This window comes from Acidaminobacter hydrogenoformans DSM 2784 (assembly GCF_900103005.1).
GTDB lineage: Bacteria > Bacillota > Clostridia > Peptostreptococcales > Acidaminobacteraceae > Acidaminobacter > Acidaminobacter hydrogenoformans.
This window is the reverse complement of sequence record NZ_FMWL01000009.1, coordinates 79,348-99,851: the sequence shown is the minus strand read 5'-3', so window position 1 is coordinate 99,851 and position 20,504 is coordinate 79,348. Positions and strand designations below refer to the sequence as shown.

Genomic DNA, 20,504 nt, shown 5'->3' with positions numbered 1-20,504 from the left:
ATCAGCAATGTCTTTTTAGACATCAAGGGGAGGTCTTTAATTGTTTGATGTCGATAGTCGTGAATCTTTGAAGTCAATTTGCCACAAGCCGGGCAGTGAGCCTCCTTGGCCTTGGTTGAGATTGTAATTCTTATAAAAGAATCAGAATGGTCGATTTTGTTGATAATACAATCTTTCAAATCTAAGAGTTTACTGGTAGAATGAGGATGCACTTATATCCAAGCCCCTTTCTTTAATGTTTGTCTAGTCAACTAACATTTTAAGGAGCAAAAGATATAAGTGCATTATTTTTTTGAAAAAAATAATGCTGGGGAGGAATCACCCACCCCAACATTTATTATAGAGCCGTTTTTGGTTGGGGACAGGCACCAACCAAACCAATGGGGAATCAATGGGGACGGTCCCCAACCGAAAAGCTGAAGGACTGTCCCCAAAAAAATGCTTTAAATTTGTTTAAACCGCTCAATGTGGATGCTTCATTTCGTGGCCGTGCGCATGGCCATGCGCATGGTCTTGCTCCTGCTCCCGGTCTCTGGCGCAGTCCCTGGCGGTGCCTACGAGAATGTCCAGGGCGTGCTCCAGAGAGAGGAGAAGCACCTCGAGGTTTTCCGCGACGGCTTTTGGGCTGCCTGGAAGGTTCACGATAAGCGTCCTGCCCCGAATCCCGGCAGCAGCTCTGGACAGCATGCCACGAGGTGTGATTTCCATACTGCTCTGTCGCATGGCTTCAGGAATTCCTGGCACTTCCCGGTCAATGACATCTTTGGTCGCTTCTGGCGTAAAATCTCGCGGAGAAAAACCGGTTCCTCCCGTAGTCAGTATGAGGTCAATGTCACCGGAGTCGCTGAGACGCCTGAGGTGAGCCGCGATTTCCGACCTCTCATCCGCAACCAATATGGACTCTGCGATTTCGTAGCCCTCGTCGTTCATGGTGGCGCGGATCAAATCGCCGCTGACATCTTCGCGCTCGCCTTTGGCGCCTTTATCGCTGGCAGTGAGGACGGCAACGCGATAAGCAGTTTTTGTGGGCATAAGGTAGCCTCCTTCTCCGTTTAAATTTCTATAGGCTTAAGTTTTTAGCTTTGCTAAGCAAAACCAGCATGCTCCCTTTTATTATACCTCAGTGTTTGTTGGAAAGTGACAAGAATTCGCTATATTTTTTGGAGAATAACGCCTTTACATTCAGGGCGGACTATACTAAAATTCTATTAGATAAAGGTATCGAAAATTTTGACGATTTGATTCAACATATAACCATTTAACCATTTGACCATACATACAGATCTGATCCCTTAGGAGGCCTTTTTCATGAAGCCAATCCGTCCGCTGATAGAAATTGATGACGCAAGAGCACTGATACGCCAGCATTTCTCTGAACGTCCCGTCAAAAAAGAACGGGTGCCGTTGTTTGAAGCTCTGGGACGCTACCTCGCTATGGACTTAAATGCGGACCAGGATATGCCGCCTTTTGATAAATCTACGGTGGACGGGTATGCGGTCAACACGTCAATGCTTCATAGGAAGCTGACCAGTGGGGAGAACCTTTCAAATGGATGTCCATCCCTGAGACTGGTTGGAGAAGTTGTCATGGGCACTGAGGTGGCAATCGAAGAAGTGGACCTCGAAGACAGCTGCATTTATATTCCAACCGGCGGCTTTTTGCCAAAGGGATTTGACGCGGTTGTGAAGCTGGAGGAAATAGAACAAAAGGATGGCCGGATTTGCTTCGAAAACCTTATGAATCAAAGCGGCGACAAGTCTATGCCCGTTTTTCAGCTGCAGCCTGGTACCAACGTTATACGCAAAGGCGAAGATGTCCAGGCGGGAGACAAGATTATCAAAAGGGGCAGACGTCTGACGCGCTATGACCTTGGCGTGCTAGGCATGCTGGGTTTTAAGGAAGTTGAAGTCATTGTGCCGCCGAGCCTTTCCATTGCGACAACCGGGGATGAACTGGTGGACATTGACGCGCCGCTGAGTCCTGGTAAAATACGGGACATCAACGGTACTGTGCTCGCTGGCATTGCCCGTGAGTGGGGACTGGGGCCTGTGAAGCTGACGCGGCTTGAGGACACTTATGAGGCGGTTGAAAGCTATGTCAAAAGCGAAATCGACCAGTGCGACATTCTGATTACCTCCGGAGGCAGCAGTGTTGGAAAAAAGGACTATATACCTGCGGTTGTCCAAAGCTTGTCGGATCATGGCCTGCTTTTTCACGGGATGAATATCAAGCCGGGCAAGCCCATTGGCGTCGCAGCCATGAAGGGGAAACCCGTTGTGCTCTTGCCAGGCAACCCCGTTTCTACCGTCGTTGGGTTCATTGTCCTCGTCAGCGAGTTGGTCAACCAGTTTGGCTTTGACATCCAGCACCCCTTTTGTTACGCTGAGTTAATGGAGACCATTGGGGCAGAGGACGGGCGAACGACTTATCACATGGTCAGACTCACCGAAGGTGAGGAGAAAATGGAAGCCGCGCCGCTTCGGGGGAAATCCGGCCTGATTACTTACATTGCCAACGCAGACGGTTATGTTGTTGTGCCTCTTGAAACAGGCGAAGTCAAGGCAGGCAGTCGGGTGAAGGTATTTTTGCTATAGAGGGACGCAGCGCCGCAAAGACGGCATCAAGTCCAGAAAGGGAGGTGTCCCGTGCAGGACGCTTATGGAAGAACAATCCGTTATTTGAGAATATCCGTGACGGACAGGTGCAACTTACGCTGCCGTTACTGTATGCCGCCTTCTGGGATGCCTGATAAATTGGGACATGAGAGTATTCTCAGGAATGAGGAAATCGTTGAGGTCGCCAGGGTGGCGGCGGGTCTTGGGATCAACAAAATCCGACTGACCGGTGGGGAGCCGCTGGTCAGAAAAGGGATTATTGAGCTCGTGGCGCAGCTTGCGGCTATTCCGGGCATTGAGGATCTTGCCATGACCACGAATGCCGTGCTGCTGGACACTATGGCGGCGCCGCTGAAGGCTGCTGGGCTCAGGCGGATCAATGTGTCGCTGGACACATTAAATCCGGAGCGTTTCAAGGAAATGACCCGCGGCGGTGATTTAAGCCGCGTGCTTAAAGGACTTGAGGAAGCGGAGCGAGTCGGGATCTGGCCAATCAGACTCAACAGCGTCTTGATTGGGGGAGAAAATGACTCGGAGATCCGGGCACTTGCAGAGCTGACCCGGACGAAGGGGTATGACGTGAGGTTTATTGAACTGATGCCTATAGGCGAGGCGGCGACCTGGACGGAGGAGCACTTTATTTCCACGGACCGCATTCTCGAAGTGCTGCCTGAGCTTGTGCCGGACATTGCAAAAGCTCATGACGGGCCCGCGAGGTATTTCAGGTTGCCAGGCGCCAGCGGACGAATTGGCTTGATACAGCCCGTCTCCTGCAATTTCTGCGCGGACTGTGACCGCATTCGCCTGACAGCGGACGGAAAACTCAAACCGTGTCTGCATTCGGATAAGGAAATTGATTTGCTGGCAGCGATCCGGGCTGGCGAAGACGTCGCCCCTATCATTCAGCAGGCTGTTGGTCTGAAGCCGGAGCGGCACCATATGGAAGAAAGCGACTATGTGCCAATTGTAAGGGGCATGTATAAAATCGGAGGATAATTGGAGGAAAATCGGAGGAGACTATGGCGAAAATAATATCGGTTAACATCAGCGAAAAAAAGGGTACGGTCAAGAAGCCCGTTGAAGCTGGGCGTTTTGAGCTGGACCTGGGACTTGTGGGGGACGCCCACAGCGGGTCCTGGCATAGAATGGTCAGTCTTCTCGCAGAGGAGAGCATTGACAAAGTGAGAAAGCTCGGCATGCCTGAACTGAAGCCTGGAGATTTCGCTGAAAATCTCACGACGGAGGGTCTTATACTCCACGAGCTGCCTATTGGGAGCAAGCTGAGGATTGGTCAGACGCTGATGGAGGTCACTCAAATTGGAAAAGAGTGTCACCTGGGCTGTGAGATTCGAAACAAGGTTGGCGACTGTGTCATGCCCCGTGAGGGGATCTTCTGCAGAGTGCTCGAGGCAGGGGACATTAAGGCCGGCGACGCAATCACTGTAGAAGCGGAAGGGTTAAGAGCCCTTTGATTTAAAGTGTAAGTTCAAAAACCCGGGGGAAGCTGGGAAACCAGCTTCCCCCGGGTTTTTTGCGGTGCGCCCGGCATGGGCCGCCCTGCGCATCCGCCTTTATATAGCGCGCCGGAGCTAACCTGTGGTAAACTGAGATGAGAAAACTCTTCTTTTAAGTCTTCTTTGAATATTACTTTTAATCTGGAGGTCGACATGACGACTTATAATTTAAATATCGAGTACTACGAAACCCGGGCAACTGAAATGATCAATAAGCTCCTTGAAACTCTGACCCGGCAGGAAGTCAAAGCCTCCGCGCCCCTCAGCGCGCTGACGAGCTTTAAGATTGGCGGACCTGCGGATGTCCTGATAGAGCCTGCAACGGTGGAAGGCGCCGCTGACGCGATCTCCACGCTGAAGGATGCCGGCTATCCTTACATGGTCATAGGCAACGGCAGCAATCTGCTGTTTTCGGACAAAGGCTACCGGGGCGCAATCCTTAGAATTGCGGATAACCTCACCAAAGTCGAAATCAATGAAACACGTGTCGTGGCAGAGGCGGGCATCCTCCTTTCCAAGCTGGCAAGCCAGCTCATGGACAGGTCCCTCGCCGGCTTCGAATTTGCCTCCGGCATCCCGGGAACCCTGGGCGGAGCGGTCTACATGAACGCGGGTGCCTATGACGGCGAAATGAAGGACGTCGTGGAATGGGCAGATGTCCTCATGCCAAACGGAAAAATTGAGACCCTTGACAACGCCACGCTGGGCTTCTCCTACCGTCACAGCCGAATTATGGAAGCGGGGGGTGTTGTCCTTCGTGTTGGTCTGAAGCTGAACCGGGGTATGTATGAAGATATCAAGGCGAAAACGGACGACCTGACAGAAAAGCGAACCTCAAAGCAGCCCCTTGAAAAAGCCAGCGCCGGCAGCACCTTTAAGCGGCCGGAGGGTCATTTCGCCGGGAAGCTTATTGAGGATGCCGGCCTGAGAGGCCTTTCTTACGGGAAGGCCCAGGTCAGTCCGAAGCACTGCGGCTTTATTGTCAACAATGGCGGCGCGACGGCAGCGGAGGTGCTCCATCTCATCAACGTGGTTCGCAAGACAGTGCGGGATATCTATGGGGTGACGCTGGAGCCAGAAGTCCGCATCATTCCGGAGGTTCCGGAGCAGGTGTGAGCTGGGTGCGGTGCTTGGGTAAGAGGGACCATCGGCAAAGACTTTGTTATAAGGCTTTAAACGCTGAGGACTTTATATGCCGATGGTCGAGTATCCCCAAACACACCAGGCAGAATTCCACCGGACACCAGCCAGCCAGCCCCACCAAAGACACCTGTTTTTCGCCTCACGAGGAGGACTGAACGTGATCAGAATTTACGCAGATTATCATACACACACGACCTACAGCGACGGCAAGGGCTCGATCGAGGACAACGTCCGGGCCGCTATTGCCAGGGGGCTCAAAATTCTGGCGATCAGCGACCACGGTCCCCAGCACCTGACCTACGGCATCAAGCGCAAGAAATACGCGGAAATGCGTGGGATCATTGATGAAATGAACGCCAAATATCCCATGATCCGCACACTCCTGGGGGTGGAGGCCAACATCATGGACCCTGACGGCCGACTGGACGTGGACGAGGGTATGCTGCGCATGGCAGATGTGTTGCTGGCGGGTTATCATTTCGGGAGCCTCAGCGGAGACCTCAAGGGCACCAGCACCCTGCACCGCCTGAATTTCGAGGGGCGGTTCTCCAGGAAAGCGGCGGAAAAAGCAAAGGAAATGAATACAAAAGCGGTGATCAATGCCATGCGCAACTACGACATAAAAATTTTAACCCATCCCGGAGCCAAGGGCGCTATTGATGTGCTGGCAGCGGCGGAGGCTGCAATTGAGACAAAGACGGCGCTGGAGGTCAACGCAAACCGGCACGGCCACTTGACCTTTGAGGATTTGTTCCTGCTCAGAAACAGCGAATGCCGTTTTGCCATCAATTCAGACGCCCACCGCCCGGAAATGATTGGGCGGTTTGAGCCGGCCATTGAGAGGGTACTCAGGGCAAAAATCCCGTGCGGCAGGATTATAAACTGCCTGCAGTCGGATGGAAGTACCGGAGAGGATGCGGACACGAACACAAACGTGAACACGAACGCTAAAGAAGGCGCAGAAGAGGACGTCGTTATGGCTCATTTTGAAAAGGCAGGTGAAGTCTAATGGCGGTGAGTACTGGAACGCCTATTCGGTACGTGATTGTCACTGGATTATCCGGCGCCGGCCGCAGCCAGGCCATGAAGTCTTTTGAGGACATGGGCTGGTACTGCGTCGACAACATGCCGCCGGCGCTTATTCCGCAGTTCGCGGAGCTGGTCAAGAACCAGTCGGAACCCATTGAACGGGCGGCCTTGGTGACGGATATCAGGGGAGGCCGATTTTTTGATGACCTCGAAAACGGCATAGAAGGTCTGAGGCAAAGTGGCACCTCAGTGCAGATTCTGTTCCTTGAGGCCTCGACGCCGGAGCTGATCAAGCGGTTTAAGGAGACGCGGCGCACGCATCCTATCAATCCTACAGGAAGCATTGAAGGGGGGATTGAGATGGAGCGGGAACGACTTGAAGCGATCCGGGCGAAGTCGGACAAGATCATTGATACGACACAGAAGACTATAGCTCAGCTCAGGACGGAGATTCAGAAGGCTTTTGAGCCTGAGGAGATCGAGGACAGCATGAGTATTTCCGTTCAGACTTTTGGATTCAAGCGTGGGATTCCGCTGGACGCGGACCTGGTGTTCGACGTGAGGATGCTGCCCAACCCGTTTTACATTGCGGAGCTGCGAAGCCTCACGGGCAACGACCTCGAGGTGCAGGACTACGTCATGAAGTTCCGGGATAGCTTGTCTTATTATGAACGGCTTCTGGATATGGTCGATTTTTTAATTCCGCTTTGCATCAAGGAAAAGCGGCCGCAGCTTGTCGTGGCCATAGGCTGCACCGGTGGTCAACACCGGTCGGTGACCTTTGGGAATTTGCTGGCGCAGACGCTGAAGGACCGGGGGCGGACGGTGGCAGTCTATCACAGGGAGCTTGACGGACAATGAGCGGGGCGCCAATTTCAAGAGAAAGTGAGTTGATAGTTCCGCGCTCAGACCTCAAAATCCTGGCCATCGGCGGCGGCAGCGGACTTTCTGTGTTGCTGCGTGGCCTCAAGCAGGTCACCCGGGATGTAGTGGCCGTCGTCGCCATGTCGGATGACGGCGGTAGTTCCGGGGTTCTCCGGGAGGACCTGGGCATGCTGCCGCCAGGGGATATTCGAAGCTGTATCGTCGCCCTGGCGAACCAGGAGCCGGTGCTGCTGGACCTGTTAAATTATCGCTTCAAGGAAGGGCATCTAAGAGGGCAGAATCTCGGCAATTTGATGATTGCCGCTCTCAGCGACATTTCCAACAGCTTTGAAGAGGCCATTCGCCTCATCCATGAAATTTTCGCAGTCACGGGGCGTGTCTTACCCGTGACGCTGGAGGATGTAAGGCTGAAGGCATTTTTGTCTGACGGGACGGTAGTAGAGGGGGAGTCCAAAATCCCTCTTGAATCAGCCGCCGCCGGACTCCGGATTGAGCGGGTCTGTATGGTCCCGGAAAAGCCAAAGGCCTTGGATGAGGTCTTGACCAGCATTGCGGAGGCGGATGTCATTGTGCTGGGGCCGGGGAGCCTATACACCAGTATTCTGCCAAACCTGCTGGTGGCGGGCGTGGCAGACGCGATTCGAAGCTCGCGCGCGCCCAAGGTCTTAATAATAAATCTCATGTCTCAGCGGGGGGAGACGGATGGCTATAGTCCGGCGGATTATCATAGAGCTTTGGAGGCTCATGCGGGTCCGGGGTTGGTGACTCATGTGCTGTTCAACAATGCAGTCATTGACGAGGCCATTGTATCCCGTTATAAGGCAGAGTGGGCTGCGCCCGTGCAGATGACGGCTGCCGACAGGCTTTATTTTGAAACAAAAGATATTGCGCTGCTGCTGGATGATTATGTCGAAGTGGTAAAGGGCTACATACGCCATGACGCACTTAAGGTCTCGCTGAGGATAGAGGCCCTAGCAGATATTAAGATTTATCATCGTGGACATTAAATGAGGAGGTTTTTTCATGCATGTTGGACTCTTGTATACGCCGGCAGATATAGGGAAAAAGAGGGACATTTCCATAGACCCTCATGGCTCTGAACAGATGGATTTGACAGTTAAGGCGATCGAGCAGGCATTGTTTTCAAATGGCCATAAGGTGACGCGTATAGCGGCGACCATTGACCTTTTAAGGGATATCAAAGCCATAGAAGGCCTGGAAGTGATCTTCAACGCCTGCACTGGCATAACGAACAAAATGCAGCAGGCCAATGTAGTGGGAATGCTGGAGATGACGGAGATCCCATTTGTAGGCTCCGGTCTTTCCACCCATATCTTTGGGCTGCACAAGCATATCAGCAAGCGGCTGTTTCGAAGCGTTGGCGTCCCAACGGCAAATTTCCAGGTATTTTATACTGGTGAAGAGCCCGTGGAGCCCTCTTTAAGATATCCACTGATCATAAAACCGGAGCATGAGGGCTCAAGCCTTGGCATAACCGAGGACAGCGTCGTTCATGATGAGGCGCAGCTTAGGAAGGGACTTGAAAAAGTATTCAGGATCTTTAATCAGCCTGCCCTGGTCGAAGAATTCATCACGGGCCGGGAGTTTACGGTTGGCGTTATGGGCAATGATGACCCTGAAGTCCTGCCAATCCAGGAAATTATCTATGATACAACGGATGGCAAAGGCTTTATGACGGTGGACATCAAAGCAAGAGACGCGGTGGGGGTCAAATGCCCGGCGGATCTTGAGCCAGAGGTGGCTGAAAGAATCAAGGACTATGCCGCAAAAGCATACAAAGCTTTGTATTGTGATGAGTATGCGCGCATAGATGTGCGTCTGGATGCAGAGGGAACGCCTTATTTCCTCGAAATCAATACACTTCCGGGAATGCAGCCGGAGTACAGTGACTTTCCAAGGGTCGCGAAAGCCGCGGGGTATACCTATGAGTCGCTGATTCAAAAGATGCTGGTTATGGCGCTGACCAAACACAAGGAAAAATAGGTGGGTTTGAAAAGACCTGCTCGTGGTAGAGCAGGCAATACGTTAAGGACACCGTGCTTGACGCCTCAGCATGGCATGCTGATGTATGGGGAGGAATCAAATGAACGGACTGCCTGTTGAACTGATGTACCTTCTGGCGCTTTTGGGAACCATCCTCGTTGTCTTTGTACTGCTGAAACGTCCCATTTATGAAGCTATGTTCATAGGCTTCGTCGTTATGCTGGCCATTCTGGGGAAGCTGGCCGAGTTTTCCACTTATTTGATCCGGCCTTCAACGAATACGCTATTCTATGCCATTGTGGCCTTTCTGTCTTTGGCGTATATCTTTGGACAAACCAATGTCGTCTCCAACATTATTGATTTTATTTTGTCTTTAGTCGGTCGTTTCAGGGGCGGTGCGGGTTATGTTTCGTTGCTGGCCAGCACCTTTATGGCTTCTCTTTCGGGAACGGGCCCCGGTAATGTTGCCGCCACAGGCGTTTTTACCATTCCGGCCATGATCCGGACGAAATTTCCGCCTGCGCTGGCCGCGACGGTGGAGATGTCCGCGAGCTCCCTTGGCCCCATGATCCCACCTTCTGGAACAATCCTGCTGGCGTTTGGCGTTCTGGATACCATCTATCCTGAAACCTACACACTGTCGAGCTTTTGGATGGTGGTTTGGGGCATAGGCATCTGGTTTATCCTGCAGCGTGTTGTAACGCTGTATGCCTTTTGCAGATACTACAAGGTTTCGCCGGTACCTTCCGAGGAGATTCCCAAAGTGGGAGAGGCCTTCAGAAGAGGCTGGAAAGCGCTTTTAGTTCCGGCAATCATCTTTCTGCCGCTCTTTATTGATTTTAAATTTGGTCCGACCCTGATAACACAGCGCATTGGAAAAGAAGGCGCCAGCGCGTTTTCAAGCTCGGTAATCCTCTTCACGCCTGGCGTGGCGGCGATCTATACGCTGCTGATCAGTATGGGCGAAAAGAAAGAAAACCTGTCGCCGGTTCGGTTGTTCCATCTGTTCAGAAAAGCCATGCTCCACATAGCACCTGTCGCTGCGACGGTCTACTTCGCCTACTGCATTTCCTATGTTTTTGGGGATGCCAAAGTGGGGGCGGCTCTTGGCGACTACATACACCAACTGAATCTGACCCGGCTGCAGCTCGTGATTTTCATTCCGATGATGACCATGTTCCTTGGGATGTTTCTCCCAGGTTCCTCCCAGATTGCGATCTTTGGCGCGGCTATTGTGGGAGGGCTCGTTGCAGTGGGTGTTAATCCGCTTCTGGCCGCAGCCATACTGCCAGCCATCACCGGCGCCCTTGAGGGCATGACGCCGCCCCTGGCCCTGGCCATGTACGCCGCTATGGGCATTGCGCAGTCCGGCATGCGGGAAACCTCCACTTTGGCTTTTGTCTGGATCGCGGTACATCTCGTCGTCGCGATTCTGATACTCGGTGGACTGTTGCCGATTGTCTTCCTATAGGAGGGGTTTCAGATGAAAAAGAGAATTGAAGACGTTGTCAGCGCAATTTTCAGCATTTTCATTTTGATCGCCATCCTGGGTGGCGGCATTGTCTTCTTGATGTTCGCGGCAGCCCTGATTGTGGGCGGGGAGATGGGCAGCAGCATTGCCGTCAGCGCGAAGAGCGTGGTGATGCCGTATTTTATTCGTGCCGCGACCATCGGCACCCTGGCAGGCCTTGTGTCATTTTATTTGACGGGGCTGCATGCGCTGTCGATTGAGAAGAAAAGTGAATGATTGCGGTTAATCTTCAAAATGAATAAGAATCAAAAAAAGGCCTCCATTTGGAGGTTTTTTTGCTGCGCTCATACGCTGTATTAATCGAAGCAAGGAAAAATGAGTCAAATATAACTTGATCAAAACATATGAAACTACGATTTGGCCGGATGAGAAAGCGCTTGAAGGTTGGAAATTGAGCATTTTAATGTCTGGAAGAGTAATTGAAAAACGTACATTTAGTTAAAACGAGTTGAAAGTGACTCGTTTTCCTTTGTGAAACCCTGAAGGCCGCATAATTTAAAGAAAGCTCGACGGTATTGAGTGAGTTAAGAATGACTCAATCTATCTGACTTTTGACCTGAACACATTAAAAACATAGCCAAAATACAGTAAATCCTTATCTTTTTTATTTGTTTTGAGCCTTGAATCTGAAAATGGACTGAGATGACGCTTCATGATTATGGCACGATAATTGCATATTAAATCAAGCAACCAGACGTCAAACTTTAAAGGTGCATCTGACAGTCACGCAGGGAGGCAGCAACATGAATCATAACGAAGTGCCCATAAAGCTTGAACGCACCATAGGCTTCGCAGGATTTTTAGGAATGGGGATTGGCTGTGTATTTGGCTCCTCGTGGCTTTTAATGACGGGAATCTGGATGGACGCGTCCGGTGGACCTCTCAACGCACTTTTAGCTTTTATCGTTGGACTCATTATGATCCTGGTCATGGCTTCTTCCTACACGAGAATCATGCCGCTCTTCCCGGAAGGCGGAGGGGAGATGCGTTACGCCGGCCGTGCTTTTGGGCAGCGTGCTGCGCTTATAGCCGGCTGGAGCGGATTTTTGGTCAACAGCGTGATCTGTGCCTGGCAGACTCTGGCCATTTCAAAAATGCTCAACGTACTATTTCTGTCACTTGAGGGTCACAGCATTCTATACGCAGTCGGTGGACAGCCGGTGACGCTTTGGAGTGTGCTGATTGGACTGGCCCTCGTCAGCAGCATTGCCTGGACACAATACCGCGGCACAAAATTCTTTGCAAGGGTTCAAGTCGCCCTGATGGCAGTCGTCATCACCATGGTCGTTGGGGCCTTTGTCGCAGGCTTGGTTTTCTTCGATCCCCAGAATTTAGTTCCGCTGTCCATCAAGCCAGCCTTTGACGGTACGGTCTCGCTTTTAGTCCTCCTGCCGTTCTCGATCGCCGGCTGGGAAAACATCTCTAAAGGTGTGGAGGAGGCAAGCGTAAGCCTGAGTGTCAAACGGATTGGGCAGGCCATGCTGCTGTCCATTATCATTTCCACCTTGTTGTACGGCGCGCTGCTCTTCCTTCAGGCAGGCCTGATGCCCTGGCAGAAAATGACATCCACCGCCATTCCTTTTTCGGACAGCCTGGTCAGACTCACAGGTGTGCCTGCCTTTAAAGGCATGCTGCTGTCAGCCGCTGTTTTCAATATTATGGGCGTCTTTAACGGCATGTTCTTTGGTGCGGTCAGGTCGCTCTATGCACTGGGTAAAGCCGGATTGATCCCCCGCAGCTTCGCTTTGGTTCACCCTGTCTACAAGACGCCAGTCAACGCAATCCTGTTTGTCGCTCTTGTGACAGGCATAACCCCATTTGTGGGAGGCGCGTTATTTTCCTCCCTCGTCAATGTGGCTGCTTTTTTCTACATCATCTTATGGGGCTCTACGGTGTTTTCCGTCCATCAACTCAGAAAGGGCGCTTCCGATGGTCAGCTGCAGTCCCCCTCAGCTCGTGTCCTCGACTGTTTGGGCATAGGTGTGGTACTGTTCCTCGCCCTGGCCATGCTCCTGCCTTCAAGCCCGGGTGCACTGCGCTGGCCATCAGAATATTTGCTTCTGACACTGCTGATTGGGTCGGGTTTCCTGTTTTATGCGAGGCGTCCAAAAAATAAGAGCTGCCCCGGAAAGAAGGCGGCGGGTAGCTTTGATGAAAGAAGGCGCGGCGATTGCTCAGCTTGAGGGAGGATCCCAGCGCAACGCGATCTCCAGGGAGGCGGAAGCGATTCTTCTGATCCCTGAGGAGGCTTACGAACGATTTGGCAAACGGGTGTCAGAGCTGCAGGAAGCGTTGCAGCGGGAATTCTATGTGAAGGATCCGAAGCTGAGATTGGAATGGAGCCGGGAGGAAGCTTGGTTTGGGGAAAGTGACTATCGGCAAAAAATGAAACCTGAAAGTGCTGTCAAAGTGATACAAGCCATTGCGCTGATGCCCGACGGGGTGCATACTATGAGCGCTGAAATGAAAGGACTCGTTGAGAGCTCGTCAAATTTGGGGCTGCTGAAGACACTTGGGGATACTGTCTATTTTGAAACTGAGGTCAGAAGCGCTGTGAAGAGCCAGAGGGCGGTCTTAATGGATAAATTTGAGATCCTCGCGGAGGTACTGGGTGCGTCATGCAAGAGCTTTGAAGCCTATCCCGAGTGGCCTTTTAATCCAAATTCTAAACTTCGCGCGTTATTCGAGCGGGTTTATGAGCAGAGATTTGGTGAGAAAGCGAGAATTGTTTCCTGTCACGCGGGCATTGAGTGCGGTATGCTGATTGAGAAGATCGAGGGCTTGGATGCGATATCCATTGGACCGCAGCTCTTTGATGTCCACAATCCGAATGAGCATCTCAGTATCCCTTCGGTGATGAAGACGTGGGCATTCTTGCTTGAAGTCCTGAAGTCAATGAAGTGACTGGTTTTTGTTTGTCGATGGATTTTGAAAAAAAGGACCTGCTTGAAAGCGTATCTTACCGGCGATTGCCGAGGGGGACACATGCTTCAGGCAGGTCTTTTTTCTGGAATTATTCTGTATATTTTCTGTATAACCGGCTCGCTTTGCTCTGCGAAATGTGAAGCGCTTTCGCTGCCTTGTAAGAGCTTCCAAAGTGCTCAAAAGCTTTAAGAATCAGCGTTTTTTCAATTTCCTCCAGTGCGCTGTTTAAAGCAGGCAGCTCTGACTGGGCCGGGTCTATGGGCACGAGGGCATCCCGAAACAAATGCATAGGAAGGTCGTGGGGTTCTATGACTTTGCCTGGTACAGTGACCACCAACTGCTCTATGACGTGCTGCAGCTCACGGACATTTCCTGGCCAGCGGTAATTCTGAAGGATGTCCATACAGCCGCCAGAGATCACCCTGTTCAGTTTATATTCTTTGTTATACTTGTTCAGGAACAGCAAAGCCATATCCTTCAAATCTTCTTTTCTTTCTCTTAAGGGTGGGATCTGAAGGTCAACAACTTTAAGCCTATAGTATAAGTCTTCCCGAAAACGTTTGGCTTTGACAAGAGACATCAGGTCTGCGTTTGTCGCTGAAATTATGCGGACGTCAATAGACTTTGGTTTAGTGGCGCCCACGGGGATAAACCGTTTATCCTGGATGAGCTCCAAAAACTTTGCCTGCAGGGAAAGCGGCACTTCGCCAATTTCGTCAAGGAAGAGCGTGCCGCCATCAGCCAGCTCTACTAAACCAACTTTACCTTTTTTGTCCGCGCCGGTAAATGCGCCGGAGACATATCCAAAAAGCTCAGATTCCAGAAGGTTTGATGGAATGGCAGCGCAGTTGATGGTGATGAAAGGTCCGTCGCTGCGCATGCTTTTTGAATGGATATACTTTGCGAGAATACTTTTTCCGGTGCCAGACTCTCCTGAAATCAAGATGGTGGAGTGGATCGTTGACAGGCGGTCGATCATGTCGGTGATCGCCTTCATTTTGGCATTGTTGACAATCAGGTTTTCGGTATCTTTCAGTTCATTTCGCCTGAGCTCATCGATTTCACTTTTGTAGCGGTTCATCTGCTCCTTGGTGTGTTCAAGGTCAGCCTTGATGGCTTCCATTTCTGTGACGTCGCGACAGTTCTCGACAATCAATTCAATCTTGCCATTTTCATCAAAGGACGGGGTCGCCGTAATCAAGAGTGTTTTGCCCATCTTTGTCTTTTGGCGGATGCTGACTTCTTTTTTGTGTTCAATGACCATGGGTAAAGGAGATTGGTCACAATACTGGTTATCCAGGAGGAAGCTGATATGCTTGCCCATGATTTCCTCACGTGTCAGACCATAATTGGACTCGAAGGTTTTATTGCAGTAGACTGCAAAACCGTCGCCGTCTGTGACATAAATCTCGTCATGGGAAGCTTCGAGGATGGAAATATAAAAGTCGGCGTCAAACTGTTTCATTGGGGTCTCCTCCGTAGGTGGGCGTCATTTGGCGAACAATTTTTGTCGAAGCGACAAGGAAGCTACACTTGTAAGCGGAAGTCATCTTTACCTGTCAACCTTATCTTATCACAGAGGTTATTAAGGATGTATTGTAAAACAGAATTCAGATGTCAAATCAAACTTTGAATTTTTTAATCCAAAGAGCTGAAGATGCAATTGCGCCACATGATACCCCTCATTTTGTGGTATACTAAAGGATGATTATGTGTTCACTGAAAGTGGGATAAATTCTGAATGTACAACTGTGAATCCGTCCCGCAGCCTGAAATTGAAACTAAAATCCGGCATAGACCATAAGGGTGTGAAGCCTCTTGAAATATGTGACGAGCGCAGGCGGTGTCGTCTTTCACGGACGGCGGGTTCTGATTCTGAAAAAAATGAATGGGGATTGGGTACTCCCAAAGGGTAAAGTCGAGCCCAAGGAATCTCCGGAGCACGCCGCTGCCCGGGAGGTCTCAGAAGAAACCGGCGTAACGGCTCAGGTGCTGAGGTACCTGGATGAAACAGGTTACCGGTTTAGAAATATCTGGAGTCAGCAGGAGCTCATCATAAAACGGGTCCACTGGTATGCCATGATTGCGGTGACCACGGAAATAGTCCCGCTGGAGGAAGAAGGGTTTATTGACGGGCGCTTCGTGGATGTCAATGAGATTGAAAATTTCCTGCGCTACAGTGATGAGCGGGAGATGGTTCGCAAGGGGAAAGCCGTGCTGGGCCTTGATGACAGCACCATTGACAACGCATCCATCAAATAAATCAACAAACAAATTATCAAACAATTCTACAATGATAAAGTATATTGAGCATATAAAGACAGGTGAGACTATGTCATTTTCATCGACAACCAAGAATGAGCTCTGCCAGATCCGGGGCGAGGATCGTTGCTGCCAGATTGCAGAGCTTTCTGCATTGATTAAGGTCAGCGGCTCCATTGGCTATGCCAGGGGCAAAGGGCTCAGTCTGACACTGACCACAGAAAATCCTGCGATTGCCCGGCGCATCTTTTCCTCCTTCAAGCGGGTTTTTGGTCTGAGCGCGGAGATCCTGATCAAGCAAAACCCCATGCTGAAGAAAACCAACACGTATTTAATTGTTGTACAGGGTGCAGAAGAAATTCTGACGACATTAAAGATCATAGACCATAGTGATGGTATTTATAGATTTGAGGAAGGCATCCCGGTAGGGATCGCGACAAAAGAATGCTGTGTCAGGGCATACCTCAGAGGTGTCTTTTTAGGCGGCGGCAGCCTGAGTGACCCGGAAAAGGGTTACCACCTGGAGTTTGTCACCAATGATGAGGCTTATGCTGAGGCATTGTGTCATCTGATGGAGCGCTATGAGCTGACCCCTAAGATCATTCAGCGAAAGAACCACTGGGTTGTCTATATCAAAGAGGGCGATCAGATTGTCGACTTTCTCAATATCATAGGTGCCCACACTATTTTGCTGGAATTTGAGAACATCCGTATTGTCAAGCAGATGAGAAATGACGTCAACAGACTGGTCAACTGTGAAACGGCGAACCTCAACAAGACCGTGGACGCTGCCTACAGACAGATTGAGGATATAGAATTCATAAATTCGCGGGTAGGTCTGGATTACCTTGGGGAGAACCTTCGTGAAGCGGCTGAAATGCGGCTTGAAAACAGGGAAGCGACCTTGAAGGAAATAGGAGAAATGCTGGATCCGCCGGTGGGCAAATCCGGCATAAACCATCGTTTCAGAAAAATAGAGAAAATTGCGGCTGACCTCAGGGGAAAGCTTGGGGAAAAGGCTTGAAAAAAACACAGACGGCAGCAAGGATCATGCAGGAAAGGCGCGTTGATTGATGAGCAAATTTGTCCATTTACATTTGCATACGGAATATAGCCTGCTGGACGGGTTTACAGTCATAGACCGCCTGTTTGAACGTGTAAAAGAGCAGGGCATGGACGCGGTGGCCATCACGGACCACGGTGTCATGTTTGGCGTGGTCGACTTCTACAAGGCTGCCAAAGCAGCTGGGGTTAAACCCATTATAGGCTGCGAGGTCTACATGGCAAGCCGATCCATGCATGACAAGGACGCCTCTATGGATAAGAACCGGGGGCATCTGGTGCTCCTTGCGGAAAATGCAAAGGGCTACGAAAATCTGATTCACCTGGTTTCCAGGGGCTTTATAGAAGGGTATTATTATAAGCCCCGCATAGATCTCGAGCTTCTGGCGAAGCACTCTGAAGGGCTGATTTGTCTTAGCGCCTGCCTGGGCGGGGATGTTCAGGCGCTGATCGCTGAAGACCGCTACGGTGAGGCCAAGGCACTGGCACTCAAATTTTACGAGATTTTTGGGCCGGATCGCTATTATCTGGAACTGCAGGATCACGGCATTGAGCTGCAAAAGAAGGTCAACCTTCAGCTGATTCGCATGTCCAAAGAGACCGGCATTCCCCTTGTCGCAACGAATGATGTCCACTATATTGACCCAGGGGATCACGAGGTGCACGACGTTCTGCTGTGCATTCAGACGGGAAAAACCGTGGCGGATCAAGACCGCATGACCTTTCCAACCCGGGAGTTTTTCCTGAAATCACCGGAGGAAATGCAGCGGCTGTTTCCCTATGCGCCAGAGGCCTTGGCCAACACGGTCAAGATTGCAGAGCGCTGCCAATTCGATTTTGACTTCAGCAGCCTCCATCTCCCCGAATTTGAGCTGCCAGAAGGCGTGACGGCCCAGGTTTATCTCCGGCAGCTTTGCTATGACGGGATGCATAAGCGTTACCACGTGACCCCTGAGCACATCCGGCGGCTGGAGTTTGAACTTGGGACCATTCACGACATGGGCTATGAGGACTATTTCCTCATTGTCTGGGACTTCATCAAGTTCGCGAAAGAACAAGGGATTCTCGTTGGTCCCGGCCGGGGCAGCGTTGGCGGCTCCCTGGTGGCCTATTGTCTGGAGATCACAGATGTGGATCCCTTGGCCTATGACCTGATTTTCGAGCGGTTCCTGAATCCTGAGCGTGTCACCATGCCAGATATAGATATAGATTTCCAGGACGACCGGCGTCAGGAGGTCATTGATTATGTGGTCAAGAAGTACGGCAAAGAGCACGTCGCTCAGATTATAACCTTTGGCACTATGGCTGCCCGGGCAGCCATCAGGGATGTAGGCCGGGCCCTTAACCTCCCCTATGCGGACGTGGACAAGATCGCGAAGGAAATTCCAACGATCCTTGGCATGACGATAGATAGAGCCCTTGAGATGAACGCCAAGCTTAAAGGTTTTTACGACACGGATGCAGAGGCGCGTCGTCTGATCGACTTCGCCAGAAAGGTCGAAGGTCTGCCGCGGCACTCGTCGACCCATGCGGCTGGGGTTGTCATTTCGAAGGCGCCCGTAGACCACTATGTACCGCTGACAGTCCAGGACGGCAACGTCACGACCCAGTTCGGCATGCTGCTGTTAGAGGAGCTTGGCCTTCTCAAAATGGACTTCCTCGGGCTGCGGACCCTGACAGTCATTCAGCGCGCGGTGGACTTGATTAAAGAGAATTATGATCTCGACATAGATTTTTCAAAGATCTCAACGGATGATCCCAAGAGCTACGCCGGGATTGGCAGTGGCCAAACCTTGGGCATTTTCCAGCTGGAGAGCGCCGGCATGACACGGTTTATGAGGGAGCTAAAGCCAACCTGCCTGGAAGATATTACAGCGGGCATTTCCCTTTACAGACCGGGGCCGATGGACTCAATTCCCAGATATGTCAAAAGCAAAAACAACCCACAGCTCATCACTTACTTGGACCCCAAGCTTAAGGACATCCTTGGCGTGACCTATGGCTGTCTGGTCTACCAGGAGCAGGTCATGCAGATCGTTCGTGAGCTGGGGGGCTATTCCTATGGCCGAAGCGACCTGGTTCGCCGGGCCATGTCCAAGAAAAAAATGTCGGTTATGGAAGAAGAACGGCGCTATTTCATCCATGGCAAATTAGATGATGAGGGAAGCGTTGAGATTGCCGGCTGTCTGCGCAATGGCGTGTCCAAGGAAGCGGCGGACGCCATCTTTGACGACATGATTGACTTCGCAAAATACGCCTTCAACAAGAGTCACGCGGCGGGTTACGCGCTGATCAGCTTCCAGACGGCCTGGCTGAAGGCACACTATCCCGTCGAATTTATGGCGGCGCTGATGTCCAGCGTTATGGGCAGCCAGACGAAGCTGGCGGTTTATATTGTCGAGTGTCAGCGCATGAACCTCAAAGTGCTGCCGCCAAGCGTCAACCACAGTGTGGAGCAGTTTTCCGTGGAAGGCGGCGCGATCCGCTACGGCCTGCTGGGGATCAAGAACGTGGGCAGTGGCATCATTCGGGCGCTGGAGGCTGAGCGCAAGGCTCATGGCCCATTTCGAAACTTCACGGAGTTTTGCGACCGGATCCCATCCGGCGAGCTGAACAAGAAGGCGGTAGAGAGCCTGATTAAAGCCGGCGCTTTTGATGGCATGGGGGCACGCCGCTCCCAACTGCTGGCCTCCTTTGAGCGGATTGTGGACAGCGCCCACAGGGAAAAACGCAACAACGCGGCCGGTCAGGTCAGCCTGTTTTCCGGCCTGAGTATGGCCATGGCCGGAGAAGCCAGTGCTTCTGCCGGTGGTTCTGAGGCCAATACCCCGCCGGCACCGCCGGAGCTGCTGCCGGACGTCCCGGAGTTCGACGTCCGCACCATCCTCGCTTTCGAAAAAGAAGTTTTAGGGATCTATTTCAGCGGACATCCGCTTTCAGCTTTCAAAGACGAAGTGGATAATATCTCAAGCCTGAGACTCAGCGATCTCTTTGAAAGCTGGGAAGAGGGCACAGGGCAGTTCGCGGACGGTGAAAGGGTTGTAATCGCCGGCCTGATTGCCAAGCGCACTGACAAAATTACCAGAAGCAACGCCAGAATGTGCTTCCTCAGCCTTGAGGACCTTTATGCTGCCATTGAGGTCATGGTGTTTCCCATGATGTTGACCCGCTATGAGCTGCATCTGAATGAGGACGGTTTCATTATTGTGGAGGGCCGGTTGAGTCTGCGGGAGGATGAGCCGCCTAAGCTCATTGCTGACGCGGTTTATCCGCTGAACCTTGAAACCATCAAGCGCTTCAAGAAAGTGCCGGATCCTAAGCTTTTTCTGAAAATGGAGCATTTGGAGGCTGCGCTGTGGGAGCGCGTCAAGAAGGTCCTCCAGAAGTATCCGGGTGAGATGGAAGTCGTCTTATACCTCGAGAAAGAAAAGAAAACTATTCGAACGCAGGAGAAGCTGTGGGTAAAGGCAGCGGACCGGTTGCTTACGGAGCTGCGCGTCGAACTTGGCCACGACGCGGTGAAGATAAAGTGA

General features: G+C 51.5%; 18 protein-coding genes. 15 read left to right on the top strand and 3 right to left on the bottom strand.

Translation table 11 applies throughout. The features are described 5' to 3' along the window. Positions 1-212: transposase family protein (locus BLP63_RS09990; RefSeq protein WP_139159756.1), on the bottom strand; the 212-nt coding region annotated here is incomplete at its 3' end. A 250-nt stretch (positions 213-462) separates the two neighbouring features. After that, the gene (locus BLP63_RS09985) at positions 463-1,032 is read right to left on the bottom strand and encodes a MogA/MoaB family molybdenum cofactor biosynthesis protein (protein WP_092591103.1); all 570 of its coding nucleotides are present in this window, start codon (positions 1,030-1,032) and stop codon (positions 463-465) included. A gap of 276 nt (positions 1,033-1,308) precedes the next feature. On the opposite strand from BLP63_RS09985, the gene BLP63_RS09980 reads away from it, so the two are divergent. The 12 genes from BLP63_RS09980 to BLP63_RS09925 all read left to right on the top strand — a co-directional run bounded on the left by BLP63_RS09980 (position 1,309) and on the right by BLP63_RS09925 (position 13,626). Further along, positions 1,309-2,595 (top strand): molybdopterin molybdotransferase MoeA, encoded by a 1,287-nt coding sequence (locus BLP63_RS09980; protein ID WP_092591101.1) that lies wholly within the window; start codon positions 1,309-1,311, stop codon positions 2,593-2,595. 51 nt (positions 2,596-2,646) lie between these two features. Next, on the top strand, positions 2,647-3,612 hold the full coding sequence (moaA, locus tag BLP63_RS09975) for a GTP 3',8-cyclase MoaA (protein WP_092591099.1): 966 nt from the start codon (positions 2,647-2,649) through the stop codon (positions 3,610-3,612). A gap of 23 nt (positions 3,613-3,635) precedes the next feature. After that, positions 3,636-4,088: an MOSC domain-containing protein gene (locus BLP63_RS09970; RefSeq protein WP_092591097.1), complete on the top strand. Its 453-nt coding sequence runs from the start codon at positions 3,636-3,638 to the stop codon at positions 4,086-4,088. Between the two features lie 195 nt (positions 4,089-4,283). Beyond that, positions 4,284-5,246, top strand: a complete 963-nt coding sequence (murB, locus tag BLP63_RS09965; protein ID WP_092591095.1) for a UDP-N-acetylmuramate dehydrogenase — start codon at positions 4,284-4,286, stop codon at positions 5,244-5,246. Between the two features lie 184 nt (positions 5,247-5,430). Further along, positions 5,431-6,282, top strand: coding sequence for a PHP domain-containing protein (locus BLP63_RS09960; protein ID WP_170829394.1), 852 nt, complete (start codon positions 5,431-5,433; stop codon positions 6,280-6,282). Beyond that, on the top strand, positions 6,282-7,163 hold the full coding sequence (rapZ, locus tag BLP63_RS09955; protein ID WP_330387134.1) for an RNase adapter RapZ: 882 nt from the start codon (positions 6,282-6,284) through the stop codon (positions 7,161-7,163). Before BLP63_RS09960 ends, rapZ begins: the two co-directional genes overlap by 1 nt. Beyond that, a complete protein-coding gene (locus tag BLP63_RS09950) occupies positions 7,160-8,194 on the top strand; it encodes a gluconeogenesis factor YvcK family protein (RefSeq protein ID WP_092591091.1) in 1,035 nt (344 codons plus the stop codon). The genes rapZ and BLP63_RS09950 overlap by 4 nt, the downstream gene beginning before the upstream one ends. A gap of 16 nt (positions 8,195-8,210) precedes the next feature. Next, positions 8,211-9,191, top strand: a complete 981-nt coding sequence (locus BLP63_RS09945; RefSeq protein ID WP_092591088.1) for a D-alanine--D-alanine ligase family protein — start codon at positions 8,211-8,213, stop codon at positions 9,189-9,191. Positions 9,192-9,291: 100 nt separating this feature from the next. After that, complete coding sequence (locus BLP63_RS09940; RefSeq protein WP_092591086.1) at positions 9,292-10,662, top strand: TRAP transporter large permease subunit; 1,371 nt, start codon at positions 9,292-9,294, stop codon at positions 10,660-10,662. Between the two features lie 12 nt (positions 10,663-10,674). Next, the gene (locus BLP63_RS09935; protein ID WP_092591084.1) at positions 10,675-10,938 is read left to right on the top strand and encodes a hypothetical protein; all 264 of its coding nucleotides are present in this window, start codon (positions 10,675-10,677) and stop codon (positions 10,936-10,938) included. A gap of 527 nt (positions 10,939-11,465) precedes the next feature. Further along, positions 11,466-12,905 (top strand): APC family permease, encoded by a 1,440-nt coding sequence (locus BLP63_RS09930; protein ID WP_092591082.1) that lies wholly within the window; start codon positions 11,466-11,468, stop codon positions 12,903-12,905. After that, the gene (locus BLP63_RS09925; protein WP_170829393.1) at positions 12,871-13,626 is read left to right on the top strand and encodes a zinc-binding metallopeptidase family protein; all 756 of its coding nucleotides are present in this window, start codon (positions 12,871-12,873) and stop codon (positions 13,624-13,626) included. Before BLP63_RS09930 ends, BLP63_RS09925 begins: the two co-directional genes overlap by 35 nt. Before the next feature lie 109 nt (positions 13,627-13,735). Here the strand turns inward: BLP63_RS09925 and BLP63_RS09920 are convergent, their stop codons facing one another. Next, complete coding sequence (locus BLP63_RS09920; protein WP_092591078.1) at positions 13,736-15,112, bottom strand: sigma-54 interaction domain-containing protein; 1,377 nt, start codon at positions 15,110-15,112, stop codon at positions 13,736-13,738. Between the two features lie 362 nt (positions 15,113-15,474). On the opposite strand from BLP63_RS09920, the gene BLP63_RS09915 reads away from it, so the two are divergent. From BLP63_RS09915 to BLP63_RS09905, 3 genes are all read left to right on the top strand, one after another. Further along, a complete protein-coding gene (locus tag BLP63_RS09915) occupies positions 15,475-15,909 on the top strand; it encodes an NUDIX hydrolase (protein ID WP_242870869.1) in 435 nt (144 codons plus the stop codon). Positions 15,910-15,979: 70 nt separating this feature from the next. Then, entirely contained in the window at positions 15,980-16,933 is a 954-nt protein-coding gene (gene whiA, locus BLP63_RS09910) for a DNA-binding protein WhiA (protein ID WP_092591074.1), read from the top strand. A gap of 49 nt (positions 16,934-16,982) precedes the next feature. Then, positions 16,983-20,504, top strand: coding sequence for a DNA polymerase III subunit alpha (locus tag BLP63_RS09905; RefSeq protein ID WP_092591072.1), 3,522 nt, complete (start codon positions 16,983-16,985; stop codon positions 20,502-20,504).